The following is a 20628-nucleotide window of genomic DNA, read 5'->3' on the forward strand; positions in this document are numbered from 1 at the left end:
TACCTATGAAATCTGTAAGATGTTTAGCCTTATTTCTGTCTGCTGCGCTGGCAGGTGGAACGCTGTGGGCACAGGAGAAAGTATCCTTTGTCAATCCGATCATCGGAACAAACGGGATGGGGCATACGTTTCCGGGGGCTTGCGTGCCGTTCGGGCTGGTGCAGCTAAGTCCGGATACCGACACGATCCCGCACAATGTCGATGGCAAGTATCAACCCCGTTCGTATGAATATTGTGCCGGATACCAGCATAAGGACAGCAGTATCGTCGGTTTCAGCCATACGCATTTCAGCGGAACCGGTCATTCCGACCTGGGTGACATACTGATCATGCCGGCCACCGGCTGCCTGAAACTGAATCCCGGAACAGCGACCGATCCGGACGGCGGTTACCGTTCCCGTTTCTCACACGACACAGAGATATCCCGTCCCGGCTATTACGAAGTCATGTTGTCCGATTATGGCGTAAAAGCGCAACTGACGACCACCAAACGGGTGGGAGTTCATAAATATACTTTTTCCGGCGATGGCGGAAACCAGCGTATTATCCTCGATATGATTCATGGTATTTACAATTACGACGGAAAAGTCCTGTGGACAAATATCCGCGTAGAGAATGATACGTTGGTTACCGGTTATCGCATAACAAACGGATGGGCACGGACCAATTACACCTATTTTGCGATGTCTTTCTCCAAACCTGTCATTCATTATGGTTGCGAGGAAAAGGCGAAAGTGAATTACCGTGGCGGTTACGGCAAATTCAATATGAAAGAGAATTTCCCGGATATCGGCGGACGGAAGATCGTCGCTTATTTCGATTTCGACCCGGCAACCTCCAAAGAATTGGAAGTCAAGGTAGCCCTTTCCGGTGTGAGTACCGACGGCGCCCTGAAGAATCTTCGTGCGGAAGCATCCGGTTACAGTTTCGACCAATTGGCGGCAAAGGCTTCGGATACCTGGAACAAGGAGCTTTCCTGTATAGAGGCAAAAGGTAACAACGACCAGCTGGCTATGCTTTATACCTCTTTATATCATACCATGATTAATCCGTGTGTCTATACCGATGTCGACGGGCAGTACCGCGGCTTGGACGGAAATATTCACAAGGCCGACGATTTTACAAACTACACGGTTTTCTCTGTCTGGGATACTTACCGTGCCTTGCATCCGTTATTCAATATCATCAACCGCCAGGTAAATACCGATATTGCCCGTTCCATGCTGAAACACTGCGAACAAAGCGTGCATAAAGCGTTGCCGGTATGGAGTCATATGGCAAATGAAAACTGGTGTATGATCGGTTATCATTCCGTATCCGTGCTGGCCGATGCCGTGGCAAAAGGATTGCCTCTGGATAAGGAGGAAGTCCTGCAAGCGATGGTCAGCAGTTCTACTATTCCTTATTATGACGGAACGAAGGAATATATGGAAAAAGGATATGTTGCACTCGACCATAACGGAAGCGCCGGTTCCTTAACGCTGGAATATGCCTACGACGACTGGACGATTTATAATACCGCCCGCCTGGCAGGAAACGACCAGGTGGCAAACCAATATAAAAAACGGGCAGCCAACTATATCAATGTGTTCGACACAAGTATCGGTTACGCCCGTCCCCGTTATTCGGACGGACGCTGGAAAGAAAACTTCAACCTGTTGAGTACGCATGGCGAAGGGTTTATTGAAGGAAATGCCCTGAACTATTCTTTCTATGTTCCTCAGGACGTCAATAATATGATTCAATTGATGGGAGGCGACAAGTCTTTCGTGTCCAAACTCGACTCGCTGTTCACGATGCATCTGCCGGACGAGTTCTTTGCCGAAACGGAAGATGTTACTAAAGAAGGACTTTTAGGCGGCTATGTGCATGGCAACGAACCGAGCCATCATATCCCGTTCCTGTATGTCTGGACTACCCAACCCTGGAAAACCCAATACTGGCAGCGTGAAATCATGAACAAGATGTACCGAAATAATATCGACGGCCTGTGCGGAAACGACGATTGCGGCCAGATGTCGGCCTGGTATATCCTGTCGGCTATGGGATTCTATCCCGTTTGTCCGGGAACCGACCAGTATGTGTTGGGTGCTCCCTACCTGCCTTATATGAAGGTATCGCTTGAAAATGGGAAGACTTTTGAAGTCAGGGCGGATAAGGTCAGCGACAAGAACCGCTATGTCAAATCTGTCCGTCTGAACGGCAAACCGTATACAAAAGCCTATATCACGCAACAGGATATTATGAATGGGGGAGAGTTGACTTTCGAAATGACCTCTTCACCGAATAAGAAGCGTGTATTTACCGGGGACGACAAACCCTATTCGTTATCTGCTAACTAATCATTATTCTATATTCCATGAAGAAGTTATTTATTCTGGCTATTGCCTTTTGCAGCAGTCTTTTCACGATGAAGGCTGCGGATAAGACCGAACTGGTGGATTACGTGAATCCCCTGGTCGGCTCCCAGTCGAAAATATCCTTATCCACAGGAAATACCTATCCGGCCATTGCTATGCCGTGGGGTATGAATTTCTGGATGCCTCAAACCGGAAAGATGGGAGATGGCTGGGCCTATACCTATGATGCCGACAAGATACGCGGTTTCAAACAGACACACCAGCCCAGTCCCTGGATCAACGATTACGGTCAGTTTGCCATCATGCCGATAACCGGCAAGGTGGTGTTCGACCAGGATAAGCGTGCCAGCTGGTTTTCCCATAAGGCGGAAGTGGCAAAACCGAATTATTACCGTGTTTACCTGGCCGACCATGATGTGGTGACGGAAATCACTCCGACAGAACGTGCCGCCATGTTCCGTTTTACTTTTCCCGAAACGGATAAGTCGTATGTGATTGTCGATGCTTTCGACCGTGGTTCTTATATCAAGATCATTCCCGAAGAAAATAAGATCATCGGTTATACCACCCGTAACAGCGGAGGTGTTCCCGAGAATTTCAAGAACTACTTTGTTGTCGTGTTTGATAAGCCTTTTACTTATAAGGCAACGGTCGGCGACAGCGAAATCCGTAAGGGTGAAACGGAAGCACAGGAAAATCATACCGGTGCCATCATCGGTTTCTCAACCCGTCGCGGAGAAGTTGTTCATGCCCGTGTCGCTTCTTCTTTTATCAGTCCCGAACAGGCTGAGTTGAACCTGAAAGAGTTGGGAGGACGGTCTTTCGATGAAATAGCGGATGCCGGTCGTAAGACCTGGAACGAAGTACTGGGACGTATCCGGGTGAATGACGATAATGTAGACAAACTGCGCACTTTCTATTCCTGCCTGTACCGTTCCGTCCTCTTCCCACGCAGCTTCTACGAAGTGGATGCCAATGGGAATATTGTGCATTATAGTCCGTACAACGGGGAAGTATTGCCGGGTTATATGTTTACCGATACCGGTTTCTGGGATACTTTCCGTTGCCTGTTCCCGTTCCTGAACCTGGTGTATCCGTCGATGAATGTGAAGATGCAGGAAGGTTTGGTGAATACGTATAAAGAAAGCGGATTCCTGCCGGAATGGGCGAGCCCCGGCCATCGTGGCTGTATGGTAGGGAATAATTCGGCTTCGGTTGTTGCCGATGCTTATCTGAAAGGTCTGCGCGGTTACGATATAGAAACCCTTTGGGAGGCTGTCGTACACGGAGCGAACAATGTCCATCCGAAAGTGAAATCGACCGGCCGTCTGGGTTACGACTATTATAATAAGCTGGGTTATGTGCCTTATGATGTGAAGATCAACGAAAGTGCTGCCCGTACATTGGAGTATGCTTACGATGACTGGGCTATCTATAAACTGGGAAAAGCGCTGGGTAAACCGGAATCGGAAATAGCAGTCTTTGCCAAACATGCTATGAACTATAAGAACCTGTTCGATAAGGAAACCAAGCTGATGCGTGGCCGTAATGAAGACGGTGCATTCCAGTCTCCGTTCAATCCGTTGAAATGGGGGGATGCCTTTACGGAAGGAAATAGCTGGCATTATACCTGGTCTGTTTTCCATGACCCGCAGGGATTGATCGACCTGATGGGAGGGAAGTCCGGTTTCAATGCGATGATGGATTCCGTATTCAATGTGCCGCCTTTGTTCGATGACAGTTATTATGGCGGTGTCATCCATGAGATACGCGAAATGCAGATCATGAATATGGGTAACTATGCCCACGGTAACCAGCCGATTCAGCATATGATCTATATGTATAACTACTCCGGTGAACCCTGGAAAGCGCAGTATTGGGTACGTGAAGTGATGGACAAGCTGTACTTCGCTACTCCCGACGGCTATTGCGGTGACGAGGACAACGGACAGACTTCTGCCTGGTATGTGTTCTCTGCACTCGGTTTCTATCCGGTCTGCCCGGGAACCGACCAGTATATCCTTGGCTCTCCGTTATTCAAAAGCGTGACGCTGAATCTGGAAAACGGCAAGAAGGTAGTGATCAATGCCAACAATAACAATGCAGCCAACCGCTACATCTCTTCCATGAAGGTAAACGGCAAGAATTACACCCGCAACTACCTGACCCACGAAGACCTGTTGCGTGGCATGACGATCAACTGCACCATGTCCGCCACCCCGAACAAAGTCCGTGGCACAGAGGAAAAGGATGCACCTTATTCATTCTCGAATGAGATAAAGAAATAATAGAAGTAATTGAGCTATCAGCGGTGTTATGGACCCGAAGGGTTCAATTGTGAATAGCCCCCGGTGAAGCCGGGGGAATATAGCCGGTCTCATCCGGTGAGCCCCGAAGGGGTTCAATCATAGCTTGTTGTTCGCCCCCTTCAAGGACGTCCCATCTGGCAGATATTTGAGGTTCCCCGGCTTCACCGGGGGCTATTCACAGTTAGTCCTTTCAGGACAGCAACGACACTTAACTAGTTCACATCTGATAAATAATGAAACAACGAATATCTACTTTACTACTCATCTCCTGTTTTGCCCTGACCGGCATGGCCCAGAATGAGAAACTGACCGACTACGTCAGGCCCCTGGTCGGAACAGACGGATACGGGAATGTTTATCCCGGTGCACAAATCCCGTTCGGTGGTATCCAGATCAGTCCGGATACAGACTCTAGATACTACGATGCGGCAGCCGGTTATAAATACAACCATACTTCCATCCTCGGATTCAGTCTGACACATCTGAGCGGAACAGGCATCCCCGACCTGGGCGACTTCCTGTTTATCCCCGGTACCGGCGAAATGAAACTCGATCCGGGAACCCGCGAAAATCCTGATGAAGGTTACCGTTCGCGTTATACCCATGACCAGGAATGGACTTCTCCCAATTACTACGCCGTCCTGTTGCAGGATTACGGCGTTAAAGCCGAAATGACGGCCGGACTGCGTAGCGGAATGTTTCGCTTCACCTATCCCAAATCGGATAAGTCTTTCATCATGATCGACCTGAATCATACGTTGTGGCAATCCTGCGAATGGTCCAATCTCCGTATGGAGAACGATTCGACCCTGACCGGCTATAAGCTGGTCAAAGGCTGGGGACCGGAGCGCCATGTTTATTTCACCGCCGTCTTCTCTAAAAAGTTGAAGGACTTCCGCATCATGCAGGACAAGAAGCCGGTTATTTATAACACTTCCCGTTTCAGAAGCACGAACGAAGCCTGGGGAAAGAACCTGATGGCTTGCCTTTCCTTTGCTACGGAAGCCGGGGAAGAGGTGATTGTAAAAACCTCCGTCTCGGCAGTCAGCACAGCCGGGGCACAACTGAATATGCAGGAACTGAACGACATGACCTTCGACGCCCTGAAAGAAAAAGGCATCGACTTATGGGAGCAGGAACTGGAAAAGTACCGCGTGACAGCCGACCGGAAGACAAAAGAGACGTTCTATACATCTGCTTATCATGCCGCTTTGCATCCCTTTATCTTCCAGGATGCCGACGGCAGTTTCAGAGGTCTGGACAAGAATATCGAACAGGCCAAAGGCTTTACGAATTATACCACTTTCTCTTTGTGGGACACCTATCGCGCCCTGCATCCCTGGTTTAACCTGGTGCATCAGGACGTGAACGCCGATATCGCCAATTCCATGCTCGCCCATTACGATAAGAGCACGGAGCGAATGCTTCCGATCTGGTCTTTCTACGGCAACGAAACCTGGTGTATGATCGGTTACCATGCCGTATCCGTCCTGGCGGATATGATCGTTAAAGGCGTCAAAGGATTTGATTACGAACGGGCATACGAAGCCATGAAGACAACCGCAATGAATAAACATTACGATTGCCTGCCCGATTACGACCGTAACGGTTACGTTCCCTTCGACAAAGAAGCCGAGTCGGTTTCCAAAACATTGGAGTATGCCTACGACGATTATTGCATTGCCCGCGCTGCCCAGACTTTGGGAAAGACGGACGATTATACCTATTTCCTGAACCGTTCCCTTTCCTACCAGACCTTGATTGATCCGGAAACCAAATACATGCGTGGCCGTGACAGCCAGGGTAACTGGCGCACCCCGTTTGCCCCGATCGCTTACCAGGGACCGGGGTCGGTAAATGGCTGGGGAGATATCACCGAAGGTTTTACGATGCAGTACACCTGGACCGTTCCGCATGACGTACAGGGATATATCAACCTGGCGGGAAAGAAACTATTCGAGAAACGGCTGGATGAACTCTTTACTGTCGAGTTGCCGGACGATATTCCGGGTGCTCACGACATTCAGGGACGTATCGGTGGTTACTGGCACGGCAACGAGCCTTGCCATCATGTCGCTTATCTGTATAATTACCTGGGCAAGCCGTGGAAATGCCAGAAATGGATACGTGAGATAGTAGACCGTTTCTACGGCAACGAACCCGGTTCGCTGAGCGGTAATGACGACTGCGGACAGATGTCGGCCTGGTACATGTTCAACTGTGCCGGTTTCTATCCTGTCGCGCCTTCCAGTAATATATATAACGTAGGTTCCCCTTGCGTCGAAGCGTTATCTATCACGATGAGTAACGGCAAAGAGATAAAGATGACGACCGAGAACTGGTCGAAGGAGAATGTTTACATTAAAGAAATGTATGTAAACGGCAAGAAATACAACAAATCTTATCTGACATACGATGACGTGAAATCCGGTATATCCCTGCATTTTGTGATGAGCGACAAGCCGGCCTGCAAACGTGCAGTTTCGGCAGATGCCTGTCCGGCCTCCCTGTCATCGCCCGGTAAGACAATGCTTTACCAAAAGCCTGCCGGCAACTAAGCAGATGGTTTTTCAATATACACATATTATTTCAATTAACGATGAGAGAGTTTTTCCCCTTTAGGTGAGGGGTTGGGGCGTGTGATATGGGAATACCGCACGCTCTTTATTTATTCCTGTTGCAGCAACATCTCCCGTTCCTTTTTAGTGAGGCTCTCGACGACAATCTCATAGGATTTCTTCACAAGTTCCTTTATTTTATTGTCCGGCACATCCTGATTGAAATAGACACTGATCCAATATTTCTTATTCATATGCCAGCCCGGAGTTATTCCGGCATACTGTCCCTGCAAATCTCCTGATTCATCCGGATTACATTTAATGCAGCAAAAATCAAAAACTTCGATATTCACGAAGCAGAACCACTTATCTGCGACGTAAAAACACAGAACATCCCGACTGTACTTATCCGCCACATTCGGAAACGGCATCTTTTCATGAACTCCCTTCAATGAAAGGCAGTATTCTCTGAATTCTTCGATATTCATAATTCTGATTAATTTGAACAAGACAAAGTTAGCAAAATATCAGCAGGCTGAAAGTGACAAATCCTTGGCAAACTATATTTTTATTGTATATTACTCTGCTCCTCGTACTCCTTAATCTTGGCGGTACAAATTTGCTTCGTAATATCTTTAAGTAATTCTACTTTAGGGACAAGCGCGTCAATGTCTTCTTTGGTGACAACAAAGTATGGATTATACCGTGCTTCCACATAAGCAGACTTAAGCAAAGTAAAAAGACGTTTCTCTTCAATAGTATCTTGCGGAAAAACGATTGCTAAGTCCTCAGAATATCTTTTCGTTGCGGATGAGAGTTTAGAGAGATTATGTTGTTTGCTATTTCGTAAAGTAAATGTCAGTCGAATGGCATAGTAATAGTTTTCACAGGCTTGATGCAATAAGAAAGCCTCCATTCTATAATCTTTATATTCATACGCATACTTAGCCTGTCTTAAAAAACTATTGGCTCTATCATACTTTTCATCAAGATAAGCCTGTGCCTGTTCTTTTATCTCTGCAAAGTTCAGTTTTCTTCTACGGGCTAATTTGTGATTCCCGCTATTATAAAGGATAATGCCTTCCTGTTTAATTTGTGTATAGAAATACCGTCCCTCTTCCAGGTACTTATTCAACATCTTAATATCATCGTTGATAAACTCGACAGGAGTATCCCGGTCAAAGTCTTTCCCGGCAAAGAATATATCTTCTACATTATCCAGAACAGTTTCCGCCTTTTTACTGTTGATGCCGCTTGTTATTACATAAATATCATAATCGGATATTTTAACGGTAGGAATGCCACCATCCTCTATTCGTATGCTACGACGCACATAGTTTCCCCTTGCATAGCTACCAAAAAGAATAATAAACTCTGTTTGAGGTAATCTTTTTAATATCTCTTTAACCAGAAAATTCAATTCTGCCTGTTTGTCTTTTGGTAAATAAGCTATTGAGTCTTTCATTATGCTTTATTTATGTGCAATGTTAAATATACAAAGATAACTGTTTTTTGTTTTTACTGTTCCCCTTGTTCTGCAAATCGGTAAAATTGGTATTTCTATCTGTAGTTTTGGTACAGGCAGGATAGATATGCCGGAGTAATTTTGCAACAGAATAATTAATAGAAAGGAGTTACATAATGAGGAAAGAGAACAGGAATGATTGTGATATGAATCGCCGTGGATTTCTGAAAACGGCGGCGGTTACAGGTGCGGCCTTATGCGTGCCGACGGTTTTGAGTAAGACAATGGCAACGGAAAAGGCAGCAAACAGTTCATCGGGAACATCTGTGACAGTTGGTTCCGGAATGGCAGCAATCCGCAACCACCGGACGTTGGGCAGCGGACGTGCGTCTATGGAAGTTTCTGCAATGGGGTTCGGCTGTATGGGATTAAATTATCACCGTAGCCAACATCCCGATAAAAAGCAGGCCATAGCCCTCGTGCATGAAGCTGTTGAACGTGGCGTAACATTGTTCGATACGGCTGAGAGTTATGGCCCTTATAAGAATGAACTGTTGATGGGCGAAGCGTTGAAAGGTTATGGTGACCGGGTGTTTGTGACTTCGAAATTTGGACACAAGTTCGTGAATGGCGTACAGGTTAAATCGGAAGAGGACAGTTCGCCGGCGAACATCCGTAAGGTGTGTGAGGAATCGCTGCGTCGTTTGGGGGTGGAAACGCTCGGTATGTTTTACCAGCACAGGGCCGATCCTGATATGCCTGTGGAGGTGGTGGCCGAAACAGTGCGCGAACTGATTCGGGAGGGTAAGGTGCTGCATTTCGGACTGTGCGAAGTGAATGCCGACACGATTCGTCGGGCCCATGCCATCCAACCTGTTACGGCTGTTCAGAGCGAATATCACCTGATGCATCGTACGCCAGAGGAAAGCGTACTGCCGCTATGCGCGGAGTTGGGAATTGGCTTCGTTCCTTACAGTCCGATCAACCGGGGTTTCCTGGGTGGTGCGATTACTGAATATACCCAGTTTGACGCAACGAACGATAACCGTCAGACGTTGCCACGCTTCACGCCCGAAGCTATTCGCGCCAACCTGAGGATTGTGGAAGTACTTCATGCTTTCGGGCGTACGCGCGGATATACGGCAGCTCAGGTTGCACTGGCATGGCTGATGAACAAGCATCCGTGGATTGTTCCCATTCCCGGCACGACCAAACTCTCTCATCTGGAAGAAAACCTGCGGGCGGCGGATATTCATTTTACAGCCGAAGAAATGCGCAACCTGGAAGAGGCGGTTGCTGCAATCCCTGTCACGGGAAGCCGTTACAACGCAGAGCAAGAGGCTAAAGTTCAAAAATAAACAACTTATGAATGATTGATATGAAACGGATAATTATTATATGTATGAGTGCTGTTATCCTGCTGGCAGGTTGTTCCCGAAGCAATCCGATACGGCTGGAGGCGCAAGGCAGTTTTGCCGTAGGAGGTACGGTACTGACCGATTCACTGGGACATACTTATCATGGCGATCATGCCTACACATTCTATCAGATACCTATCCATGCACGGAAATATCCGTTGGTATTTGCTCACGGTATAGGGCAATTCTCGAAGACCTGGGAGACAACACCTGACGGACGCGAGGGTTTTCAGAATATCTTTCTGCGCCGTAGTTTTACTACTTATATGGTCGATCAGCCCCGTCGTGGCAATGCCGGGCGCAGTACGGAAACCGTAACGCTTGCGCCTGTCTTCGATGAGGAGTTGTGGTTCAACCGTTTCCGCCTCGGCGTGTGGCCCGATTATTTCGAAGGGGTGCAGTTTAAACAAGACAAGGAAACATTGAATCAATACTTCCGCCAGATGACACCGACAATCGGCACTATTGATCTGGATGTATATTCGGATGCCTATGCCGCTTTGTTTGACCGGATCGGTCCGGCCATTTTCGTCACCCACTCGCAAGGAGGTCCTGTTGGGTGGCGTACATTATTGAAGACAAAGAATATCAAGGCTATCGTTTCTTATGAGCCGGGTGGCGAAATACCTTTTCCCGAAGGGTTAGTGCCGGAAGAAGGGATGGTGCTGACCCTTTCCAAAAATACGGAAGGGATCGAGGTTCCCTTGTCTGTCTTTATGGAATACACGAAAGTTCCGATCATCATCTACTACGGAGACAATCTACTGGAGACGGATGAACGGCCGGAGCTGTACGAGTGGACGCGACGTCTGCATCTTATGCGCCAGTGGGCGAAGATGCTCAATGAACGTGGCGGTGATGTAACGGTCGTTCATCTGCCCGAAGCAGGCTTGCACGGCAATACGCATTTCCCGTTTTCCGACCTGAATAACGTAGAGGTGGCTGACCTGCTTTTGAAGTGGCTGCATGAAAAGAAGCTGGATTAAAGACGAATGGTTAGGACTCAGAGACGTTTGGCAGCGAATAAACCCGGTGCGTCCTGTATCCCATCTTAATAACTATGCCGTCTTTTACAAACAGTTTCATGTCCTCGGTTGCCCGGTAACGGCTGCAATGGTTTATTCCTGCATAATCAGTCAGATTGATATACGGATTGTTTTGCAGGAATTTAAGCATCTTGTTTTTCCTGTCCGTCAGTTCGTTAGAAGTGACATTCTCTCTTTTTATTTTTAGTGGGCGGTCCTTGTTGACCAGTTCCCTCAATCGTTTGGCGCAGCGGAAGTTCACCCCGTCCGCCCTGGCAAAGAAGACTGTTTTGCCTTTCTCATCCGTTTTCTGTAATGTCTTGAGGGCAGGGGAGAAGTGCCCTAATCCCTCCAGCTCCACACAATAGCCGTTCGATAAGTTCCGTCCGATATAGGTGGTCAGCGCCTCTATCGCCCCTTTCACATCGGCCGAAGTCAGCGAACACGAATCCGAGAGATATTCGCAAATATCTTCCATCCGCATGGTCCCTTTAGATATAAGCCGGGCGCAAGACTGTTGCTCTGTTGCATTTCCTTTAGGAGTCTTATATACTCCGAATTTTATTCTCCCCATACTAGTGTCATTTAATCGTTATCTAATTTCTATAATTAGCCGGACTTCTCTTAGATTATGTCAGACCTTGTTCTGTTTTTATGCCGATGCAAGTTGTTGCCGACGCCCTCGGCAATATTGTTGAGGGCGTCGGCAAAGCTGTCGAGGACGTCGTTTATTTTGCCGAGGACGTCGGCAACAACTTACCTGCCTTCCAAAGATAATACATGTCCGAGGTAAAAGCAAGTAATATAAGGGATAAATGAAACTATCCCGGTGATAATTTTATCTTGTCCGGCTCTTTTGCTGATCGGCCGTTGCTACAGGTCGTTTTGCCGAGCTTGATGATGTTAATTTACAAGCATTTGAAATGGACAAAGGAAAGAAATTGTTTGTAAATATTGAATCTACTCTGTTTTTATGTATCTTCGCGAAGCATAGAGATTTATTAATTATGAATGTATGAAGCTAAAACATATCCATATTGAAGCGTACAAAGTTTTTCAAAACTTTGATATCAACTTTTCTAGTGCAGATAAGATTCAAAATCTTATTGTGCTTACAGGCGTTAATGGTAATGGAAAAACCACCTTGCTTAGAGATGTGATTTATGGTGACGACTCTGCCAATAAGCCTGAAGGTTGTATGACTATAGATAATGATGGCTTAATAGAGACTTTTGAACTTCCAACCTCTCCTGGCAGCGAGTCGTATAAAAAAGCATTTTCTAAGGTTATTTTTTATACAGCAGATGATAAAAGTTCTGTTAACCAGTTGCAAAAAGAAATTATCAGGTATGTTGATAAGTTCGTTTATGTAGAGGGGAAGACCAGTTTTGAGGCATACAATAAAATCCAGTCATTAATTGATGATATTTTTTCGGGATTTGATCTGCAGGTCCGGTTCAAAGGTATTAGTGAGGAAAAACAATTAATTTTCACTGATCTGAATAATAAAGAATTTGGTATTGAAGGATTGTCTAACGGTGAGCAGCAAATATTATCTAAAGTCTTTCCTCTATTTACGGACAGTATGAAAGGACATGTTATTCTGATTGATGAACCGGAAGACTCTTTGCATCCATCCTGGCAGGTGAGGCTAATTCCTGTTCTCCGTCGTTGCTCAGAAAGTAATGACTGTCAGTTTATACTTGCGACCCATTCTTCGCAAATAATATCGTCTGCCTACAAAGAAGAAATACGTGTTTTTATACGTGATGATAAAGGGTATGTCCGAGCTGAAAATTGTACTGATGGCTCTTATGGTTGGACGGTTGAAAAAGTATTGAGTGAAATACAAGGTGTAAAATACCTAAGAATACCGGATATTGAATGCCGGCTATCAGAATTATGCAATATGGTGAATAAAGGAGAGTATGATTCTCCTGAATTCAAAGAAGCACTATCCCGGATGGAAACTTTATTGGGATATTCTGATCGTGACTTGGTGTTGATCCGAATGGAAGTTATTCGCAAAAGGAAAAAGGCATGAAACAACTTTTAAAAAGAGGCGTTCCTGATTTCTTTACTAAATTTATTGCAAAGAATGATCCCGGGAATTGGGAAGATATCAGCCCTGTTCGACAGGAGTTACGAGAACATCTATTAAAAGAACAGGGGAACTGTTGTGCATATACTGAAATCCGTCTTGCTGGAAATGAGAGTTGCCATATCGATCATTATTATACACGTAACTTATTTCCTCAAAAAACATTTGAGTATGATAATATGCTAGTATCATGTAACTCTGAAAAATATGGGGCTAAGTATAAGGACAAACAAATTAAAACAGTTGATGATTATAATAACTTAGTTAATCCTGTGGAAGATCCCCCAAGTGACTATCTGGAATTCTCTTTTACTGGAGAACTCATTCCTACTGGAGGTTGTGTAAAAGGTAAAAAAACAATATCCTTCTTTAACTTGAATGAGAAAACTCTCATTGAACGTAGAAAAACGATGGTAACCTGTCTGCTACAGATGAAGAATGATCTTACTGAAGATGAAATGGTTGAATCTATTGGGGAATTTGAGACGATGACTCGGCAATTATATAAAGATTGTATCGAAGAAACACCAATTCCATACGAACATCATGATAACACTATCGAATTTTGAAAATTATGCGCTTCCTCAGATATGGGAGCGTGGTATATCTTATTATAGGCAGGGAGCAGTGAGAAATCTGGAAGAAGACTTTCCTGAGGAATGGGTTGCAACTGTTCTGGGTACTGAGGATTATACAGTGGAAGTAACCCTTGAAGATGATAAGGTCATGGATTATATCTGTGATTGTCCTTATGAAGGAGATATGTGTAAGCATGTGGTTGCCACATTGTTAACGATCAGAGAAAGGAAAAAGACGGAAAAATATTTTATCCAGGCAGAAGAGACGGAGAGTAAGAGCAGGGACTTTTCTTCTGAGACAGTCAAAGCTGAAATCAACGAGATACTTGCTATCGCAGACAAGAAGCAATTAATGTCGTTTTTATCGGAATACGCTGTTCATCATGTTGATTTCAGGAATGCTTTGAAACAACAATTTATTCCTGATCGGAATACAGAGAGCCTTGATACGGATTATTGTCAGGAAGTGGAAAGGTGTTTTCTATCCTCACCGTCCGGCAGTGGATATGGGAGATCCGGAAGACGTTATTCGTACGAAGTCGATTTGAACGAAATATCACGCAAACTGTCCGTTTATGAGAAGAAAGCAGAGTTTCTAATGAAGCAGAAGTCGTTTGGGGATGCGGCTTCTATCTTTATACAAGTGCTTCGCTCGATAGGCAAACATTATAAAGAAGATTCGTATTATGCTTCTTACGATAATGATTTTGCTCTTTCAGATGATTGTTATATGGCCGGAGAAGGTTTGATGTCGTTGGGAAATAGCCAGGAAGTTCCTCAATCTCTGAAAGATGATATCCTGAAATCCTTAGACGAAATATGCGATCTTTCGGCTTATACGGAATATTGTATCTATGAAATCGAGGAACTCAGGGATGAATTTGAGATGAATGCCCTGCCATTGACTAAGGTGCTGGAACGTGTCGAAAAGGAACTGGCAGGACTGGATGAGTCGGATGCCGGTCTTTCCGCCTTTGTAAGCAAGAAAATAGATCTGCTTTATCTGTTGGATCGTAATGAAGAAGCGGAAGCAACTACCATGCGTTATCTTTTCTTGCCGGAAATAAGAAATTTACGGATTGACGATTTGATCGATGCTGAAAAGTATGAAGAAGCCTTGTTGACATTGGAAGAAGGCATTCGCCTGGAGGAACAGGGAGAACGGTCTTATAATATCCATAAATGGAAGAATAAGAAATTAATAATCTATCAACGGATGCAGGATATTCCCCATGTCATAAGTACCGCTAAAGATTTGTTTATTGAAAAGAAAGGTGATATGGATTATTACCGGTTATTAAAACAATTGATACCGGTCGGGGAATGGGATTCCTTTTTTAGTGAACTGATCGAACAAACTCCTTTTCCGGCAAGTTGCTGGACTTCTTCGGTAGAAGCTGATATTTATGTGGAAGAAGGAGATGTTGCCCGGCTGGAGAACTTTCTGAGACGTAATTCTTCATTGAATGTTCTATTGATTTATTCCCGTTATTTAAAAGATGATTATCCGGAAGATTTGTTGGAGCGTTTTAGTTCACATGTTCAGGTTTATGCCGATAAGAGTACAGGCCGATCGCATTATGAATACGTGGCAAAAGCACTGAAAGAAATGCTGAAGCTGAAAGGAGGAGAGCAGGAAGTCCGCCTCCTTGTGGATGTTTTCCGTCAGGCGTATAAACGGAGAACAGCCATGATGGGGATATTGAAAGATTTCTAGGCGGTTTTTCAATAAATCTCAATATCTTTGCATGAGACATTTTATCAAGTGGTCTTAAATAGCTAGAGCAGGCAATAATAAGGACTGACTTATGTAATCCGACCAATTTATAATTGAAGAAAATAATGAAGAAAATGATTTTGGGAGCACTGGCTTTCCTGTCGATACAAATGACGTCAGCACAGACGTTGGAAAAGATGCAATGGTTCAACGAACCGGCAAAGTGGGAAATCAAGGACAAGGCATTATCCATGTTTGTCACCCCGCAGAGCGATTACTGGCGTATCTCCCATTATGGGTTTACGGTCGATGATGCTCCTTTTTATTATGCCACTTATGGCGGCGAGTTTGAAGTAAAGGTGAAGGTGACAGGCGAGTATAAAGCGCGTTTCGACCAGGCCGGACTGATGCTCCGTATCGACCATGAGAATTATATCAAGGCGGGTATCGAATTTGTAGACGGTAAATTCAATCTGAGTACTGTCGTTACCCATAAAACGAGCGACTGGAGCGTGATTTCGCTGGATAAGGCTGTCCCATATATCTGGATCAAAGCGGTCAGACGCCTGGATGCGGTAGAAATATTCTATTCGTTCGACGATAAAACATACACGATGATGCGTAACGCCTGGTTGCAGGACAATATTCCGGTAAAGGTCGGTTTTATGGCTGCCTGCCCCGACGGGAACGGCTTCAATGCGAAGTTTGAACACTTTGAGGTAAAGCACTTGCCCGATATGCGCAGACTCGAGTGGCTGAAGAAAAATGCGGAATAAAGATCTAATCGGTTATTCTTATCTTTCATGATTGGAGAAATATTTCTATATTTGCACCGCTTTAGATAAGAATCAGATAATATCTATATAAATCAGATTAAGAAATGACAAAGAGCGCATTACAAATTGCAAGAGCAGCTTACCAGCCTAAGGTACCCGCTGCATTGAAAGGTGCTGTAAAAGCCGTAGATGGTGAATACACTCAATCAGTAGCCGATCAGGAAGAAATTAAGGAACTGTTCCCTAACACGTACGGAATGCCAATCGTTACTTTTGAAAAGAGCAACGAAAAGAAAGAAATGCCTGCTATCAATGTAGGTGTAATCCTTTCCGGTGGTCAGGCTCCTGGTGGTCATAATGTGATTGCCGGTATCTTTGACGGTGTGAAGGCTACAAACAAGGATTCCCGCCTGTATGGCTTTATCCTGGGTCCCGGTGGTCTGATCGATCACAAATATATGGAACTGACTGCTGATATTATCGACGAATATCGTAATACAGGCGGTTTCGATATGATCGGTTCAGGTCGTACTAAACTGGAAACCAAAGAACAGTTCGACAAGGGGCTGGAAATCCTGAAAGAGCTGGACATCAAGGCACTTGTTATTATCGGTGGTGACGACTCTAATACAAATGCTTGTGTACTGGCTGAATATTACAAAGCTATCAACGCAGGTGTACAGGTTATCGGTTGTCCGAAGACTATCGACGGTGACCTGAAGAACGAACAGATTGAAACTTCTTTCGGTTTCGATACTGCTTGTAAAGTTTACTCGGAAGTTATCGGTAACATTCAACGTGACTGTAACTCAGCTCAGAAATACTGGCACTTCATCAAACTGATGGGCCGTTCTGCATCTCACATCGCACTGGAATGTGCTTTGCAGACTCAGCCGAACATCGCTATCGTTTCAGAAGAAGTGGAAGCTAAAAATATGTCTTTGGACGATATCGTGACTTATGTTGCTGAAATCGTTGCAAAACGTGCAGAAAACGGTCAAAACTTCGGTACCGTACTGATCCCTGAAGGTCTGATCGAATTCGTTCCGGCTATGAAACGTCTGATCGCCGAACTGAACGACTTCCTGGCTAAACACGATGCTGAATTCAAGATGATCAAGAAGAGCGAACAGCGTGCTTATATCATCAGCAAGCTGACTAAAGAAAACTCTGACCTGTATGCTTCTCTTCCGGAAGGCGTTGCCCGTCAGTTGTCTTTGGACCGCGACCCGCACGGAAACGTTCAGGTTTCTCTGATCGAAACAGAAAAATTACTGTCTGAAATGGTTGGCAAGAAATTGGACGAATGGAAGAAAGCCGGTAAATATAACGGTAAATTCTCTGCATTGCATCACTTCTTCGGTTATGAAGGACGTTGCGCTGCTCCGTCTAACTACGATGCAGACTATTGCTATTCATTAGGTTACACTGCTTCTTGCCTGATCGCAGCAGGTAAGACCGGTTATATGTCATCTGTACGTAATACGACTGCTCCTGCTGAAAAGTGGATTGCCGGTGGTATCCCTGTAACAATGATGATGAACATGGAAAAACGTCATGGCGAAATGAAGCCGGTTATCCAGAAAGCGTTGGTTAAACTGGATGGTGCTCCTTTCAAGAAATTCGCTGCTAACCGCGACGAATGGGCATTGACTACCAGCTACGTTTATCCGGGTCCGATCCAGTACTTCGGTCCAACAGAAGTTTGCGACGAACCGACTAAGACATTGCAGTTGGAACAGGCAAAATAAGATAGAGAGATCATATCTTTATATAATAGAGGTAAGGCTTAGGCTTTACCTCTATTTTTTTTGGTAGTGTCTTATATGCTGACATCTATTGTATACTTGCTCAGTGGGGCTTCGCCTGCCTGTTTCAGTATCCTGTTTGCTTTCTTGAGGCAGATATCATTGAAGTCTTTTTCCATGCAGATGAAATTGTGACGTACATACATAGAGTCTACTTTGATAGTTTTTTGATTGAGAATATCGAAGTTGATAATCTGTTTTTTTAATTCCTTTTTATTGATATTTCCGGATACATATTTCAGAAATGCAGACAAAGCAATTTCTAAAGTCAGGATTACTTCATGAGGCAATTTGCGATAATAAAACAAAAACTGGTAAAATGCTATAACCATGGAGCGCGTATTCTCGTCGTAGTTTGCCAGTAAAGACTGATATTCCTGATAATCGTCAAGCAATTCGTCGGCCAGCTGGTTTTTATCGTGCAGAAATTTTTCAGGAGCAATATCTATACCTGTTATTTCTCCGAACCGGTCAGAGATGAACTCTGCGTCTTTATACGTGATGTTGCATTTCGTATAATTCTTTTTAGTCTGGATAGAGTCGAAAAGCGAGTACCCGGTCAGTAGCGTATATATTAATATTGCTCTGCGGCATATCGAATGGTCCATCATTGATTGAGAAAGCCGATCTATCGGATCTTGTGTAGTTTCCATATATAATTGTTTTTATTAATATTAATACAGTGGCAATATACAAAATATTGGGTTGACTTATGATAGGATCGTCATCAACTTATTCATATTATATCGCTTGGTCGCCCCGGTGATCAGGAACCAATCGACAATATACCATATCCCGAGGCCGCCGCCGGTCAGAAGTTTACCAAAGCCTTTGCCTATATTTCCGATCAGGAAACGGTCCAAACCGGTCACACCGAGGAAAATGGAGAGAAGTAGTATGATTCCCGGACTTCTGAAATGGGTGTTTTCTAAAAGAGTTTCTTTCTCCGGGGGGAGATTGAGCAGCTTATGGATGGGAATTTCGTAATCAGGAAATTTACTCTCATTAGCCAGGAGGAATTTATCGACTTTATCAGCTTCCATATTTTTAGTCAGTAGGTTTAACAATGTGTAAATATAAGTATTTCCCGGCTCTATTACAATCCTTTGTGGATATTCCATATCCAGTTCAGTATTGTTAATAGAATAATGAATGTAAGAATATACTTATTTGCCAGCTTGCGCTCCGCTTTTTTCAGCCAATCCCGGAACGTTTGCCTTTTTCGTACGAAGTCAAAAACGATACCTGTAACAAAGAAGACAGCCAGCAAAACAAAGAGTAATCCATAAGGATTGATGAGGATTGAATCGCCTATATCTCCGTTCAGTAGGGCAAGAATTGCACGACGCGTTCCGCAGGCCGGACACGGATATCCTGTCATTGTGTGGAAAATGCAAGGAAATGATAATAATGCATATCCCGCTATAATGGTTACAGCAAGATATGCATATTTATTTCTTTTTCCCACAAGTAGCAGGGATTAGAACATTAATATATTCTGCAACTGTTCCAGGTTCTTCTTTTTCGTCGCATCCATGATCAGAAACCAGTCGATAATCATCCAGATCCCGCAACCGCCTAAAGTGACCAGCTTACCGACACCCAAGGCTACATCGCCGATCAGAAAACGGTCGATACCCAATGAGCCGAGGAAAACGGAAATAATAAGTATGATAGTCGGGTCTTTGAAATCGCAGGTTTGTAAATAAATCAGCTTGGATTCGTCCATGTCCAACAGACGATCCCTGATGATAGGTATATGACTGGCAGGTAGTTTGCTACTGTTTGTCATGAGGAACATATCCACTTTTTGTGCGTCCATAATTTTTATAGATTAAGTTACTAACGACAAATATAGTGTTTTTTCGTATCTTTGAACCTGATAATATTAATTTAAACAACACAATACTATGTTCTCAGGAATTGTAGAAGAAGCTGCTCAGGTAGTTGCGTTGAATGCAGATCAGGGAAACCTGCATATCACGATGAAGTGTTCATTTGTAAATGAGCTGAAAATCGATCAGAGTGTGGCACATAACGGCGTTTGTCTGACAGTGGTGAACCTGACCGATGAAACTTATACGGTGACAGCTATCCAGGAAACGCTGGACCGTTCCAATCTGGGACTGCTGAAAGTCGGTGATCTGGTAAATCTTGAACGAAGCATGATGATGAACGGTCGTCTGGACGGACATATCGTTCAGGGGCATGTGGATCAGACGGCTGTTTGTACGAATGTACGCGAAGCGGACGGAAGCTGGTATTATACATTTGAATATACTTTCGACAAGGCGATGGCGCAGCAGGGATATATGACCGTGGAAAAGGGATCTGTTTGTGTAAACGGTGTCAGTCTGACTGTCTGCAACTCACAGCAGAATAGTTTCGAGGTGGCTATCATTCCTTACACACACGATAATACAAACTTCTGCCGGATCGAAAAAGGAACTGTAGTAAATCTGGAATTTGATATTGTCGGTAAATACATCAGCAAAATGATGCAGTTCAAATGA

18 protein-coding genes are annotated in these 20628 nt (G+C 44.6%); 11 read left to right on the forward strand and 7 right to left on the reverse strand.

The window, feature by feature from the left end; genetic code table 11:
- The first annotated feature begins 5 nt into the window (after window positions 1–5).
- The 3 genes from NBH14_RS22495 (at window position 6) to NBH14_RS22505 (ending at window position 7227) form a co-directional block, all read left to right on the forward strand.
- On the forward strand, window positions 6–2342 hold the full coding sequence (locus tag NBH14_RS22495) for a GH92 family glycosyl hydrolase (RefSeq protein WP_186961229.1): 2337 nt from the start codon (window positions 6–8) through the stop codon (window positions 2340–2342).
- 17 nt (window positions 2343–2359) lie between these two features.
- On the forward strand, window positions 2360–4648 hold the full coding sequence (locus NBH14_RS22500) for a GH92 family glycosyl hydrolase (RefSeq protein WP_186961230.1): 2289 nt from the start codon (window positions 2360–2362) through the stop codon (window positions 4646–4648).
- 254 nt (window positions 4649–4902) lie between these two features.
- Window positions 4903–7227 (forward strand): GH92 family glycosyl hydrolase, encoded by a 2325-nt coding sequence (locus tag NBH14_RS22505; protein ID WP_186961231.1) that lies wholly within the window; start codon window positions 4903–4905, stop codon window positions 7225–7227.
- A gap of 110 nt (window positions 7228–7337) precedes the next feature.
- On the opposite strand, the gene NBH14_RS22510 is transcribed toward NBH14_RS22505, so the two are convergent.
- A complete protein-coding gene (locus NBH14_RS22510) occupies window positions 7338–7715 on the reverse strand; it encodes an MmcQ/YjbR family DNA-binding protein (protein ID WP_186961232.1) in 378 nt (125 codons plus the stop codon).
- Between the two features lie 80 nt (window positions 7716–7795).
- On the reverse strand, window positions 7796–8692 hold the full coding sequence (locus NBH14_RS22515; RefSeq protein WP_186961233.1) for a HEPN domain-containing protein: 897 nt from the start codon (window positions 8690–8692) through the stop codon (window positions 7796–7798).
- A gap of 176 nt (window positions 8693–8868) precedes the next feature.
- On the opposite strand from NBH14_RS22515, the gene NBH14_RS22520 reads away from it, so the two are divergent.
- Together NBH14_RS22520 and NBH14_RS22525 are read left to right on the forward strand one after the other, a co-directional pair.
- Entirely contained in the window at window positions 8869–10050 is a 1182-nt protein-coding gene (locus NBH14_RS22520; RefSeq protein WP_186961234.1) for an aldo/keto reductase, read from the forward strand.
- A gap of 44 nt (window positions 10051–10094) precedes the next feature.
- Window positions 10095–11096 (forward strand): alpha/beta hydrolase, encoded by a 1002-nt coding sequence (locus NBH14_RS22525; RefSeq protein WP_436277989.1) that lies wholly within the window; start codon window positions 10095–10097, stop codon window positions 11094–11096.
- A 10-nt stretch (window positions 11097–11106) separates the two neighbouring features.
- Here the strand turns inward: NBH14_RS22525 and NBH14_RS22530 are convergent, their stop codons facing one another.
- Window positions 11107–11709, reverse strand: coding sequence for an HU family DNA-binding protein (locus NBH14_RS22530; RefSeq protein ID WP_186961236.1), 603 nt, complete (start codon window positions 11707–11709; stop codon window positions 11107–11109).
- Between the two features lie 441 nt (window positions 11710–12150).
- Between NBH14_RS22530 and NBH14_RS22535 the strand changes: the two genes are divergently transcribed.
- The 5 genes from NBH14_RS22535 to NBH14_RS22555 all read left to right on the forward strand — a co-directional run bounded on the left by NBH14_RS22535 (window position 12151) and on the right by NBH14_RS22555 (window position 18058).
- Window positions 12151–13179, forward strand: coding sequence for an AAA family ATPase (locus NBH14_RS22535; protein WP_186961237.1), 1029 nt, complete (start codon window positions 12151–12153; stop codon window positions 13177–13179).
- Window positions 13176–13805: a retron system putative HNH endonuclease gene (locus NBH14_RS22540; protein WP_186961238.1), complete on the forward strand. Its 630-nt coding sequence runs from the start codon at window positions 13176–13178 to the stop codon at window positions 13803–13805. The genes NBH14_RS22535 and NBH14_RS22540 overlap by 4 nt, the downstream gene beginning before the upstream one ends.
- Complete coding sequence (locus tag NBH14_RS22545; protein WP_250817767.1) at window positions 13783–15531, forward strand: SWIM zinc finger family protein; 1749 nt, start codon at window positions 13783–13785, stop codon at window positions 15529–15531. The genes NBH14_RS22540 and NBH14_RS22545 overlap by 23 nt, the downstream gene beginning before the upstream one ends.
- Before the next feature lie 125 nt (window positions 15532–15656).
- Window positions 15657–16307 carry a DUF1349 domain-containing protein gene (locus tag NBH14_RS22550; protein WP_186961239.1) on the forward strand — a complete coding sequence of 217 codons (651 nt, stop codon included), beginning with the start codon at window positions 15657–15659 and terminating at the stop codon, window positions 16305–16307.
- A gap of 104 nt (window positions 16308–16411) precedes the next feature.
- Window positions 16412–18058 carry a diphosphate--fructose-6-phosphate 1-phosphotransferase gene (locus NBH14_RS22555; RefSeq protein WP_186961240.1) on the forward strand — a complete coding sequence of 549 codons (1647 nt, stop codon included), beginning with the start codon at window positions 16412–16414 and terminating at the stop codon, window positions 18056–18058.
- A 71-nt stretch (window positions 18059–18129) separates the two neighbouring features.
- On the opposite strand, the gene NBH14_RS22560 is transcribed toward NBH14_RS22555, so the two are convergent.
- From NBH14_RS22560 to NBH14_RS22575, 4 genes are read right to left on the reverse strand one after another with little or no spacing between them, the layout of a single operon-like run.
- Complete coding sequence (locus tag NBH14_RS22560; protein WP_186961241.1) at window positions 18130–18768, reverse strand: hypothetical protein; 639 nt, start codon at window positions 18766–18768, stop codon at window positions 18130–18132.
- A gap of 57 nt (window positions 18769–18825) precedes the next feature.
- Window positions 18826–19158 (reverse strand): TM2 domain-containing protein, encoded by a 333-nt coding sequence (locus NBH14_RS22565; RefSeq protein WP_186961242.1) that lies wholly within the window; start codon window positions 19156–19158, stop codon window positions 18826–18828.
- A 53-nt stretch (window positions 19159–19211) separates the two neighbouring features.
- A complete protein-coding gene (locus tag NBH14_RS22570; RefSeq protein ID WP_186961243.1) occupies window positions 19212–19583 on the reverse strand; it encodes a DUF2752 domain-containing protein in 372 nt (123 codons plus the stop codon).
- Between the two features lie 12 nt (window positions 19584–19595).
- Window positions 19596–19937: a TM2 domain-containing protein gene (locus tag NBH14_RS22575; protein WP_046144950.1), complete on the reverse strand. Its 342-nt coding sequence runs from the start codon at window positions 19935–19937 to the stop codon at window positions 19596–19598.
- An 88-nt stretch (window positions 19938–20025) separates the two neighbouring features.
- Between NBH14_RS22575 and NBH14_RS22580 the strand changes: the two genes are divergently transcribed.
- Window positions 20026–20628, forward strand: a complete 603-nt coding sequence (locus tag NBH14_RS22580) for a riboflavin synthase (protein WP_007658648.1) — start codon at window positions 20026–20028, stop codon at window positions 20626–20628.

The sequence above is a fragment of the Parabacteroides caecihominis genome (genome assembly GCF_023656785.1).
In the GTDB taxonomy this organism is placed as follows: Bacteria; Bacteroidota; Bacteroidia; order Bacteroidales; family Tannerellaceae; genus Parabacteroides; species Parabacteroides segnis.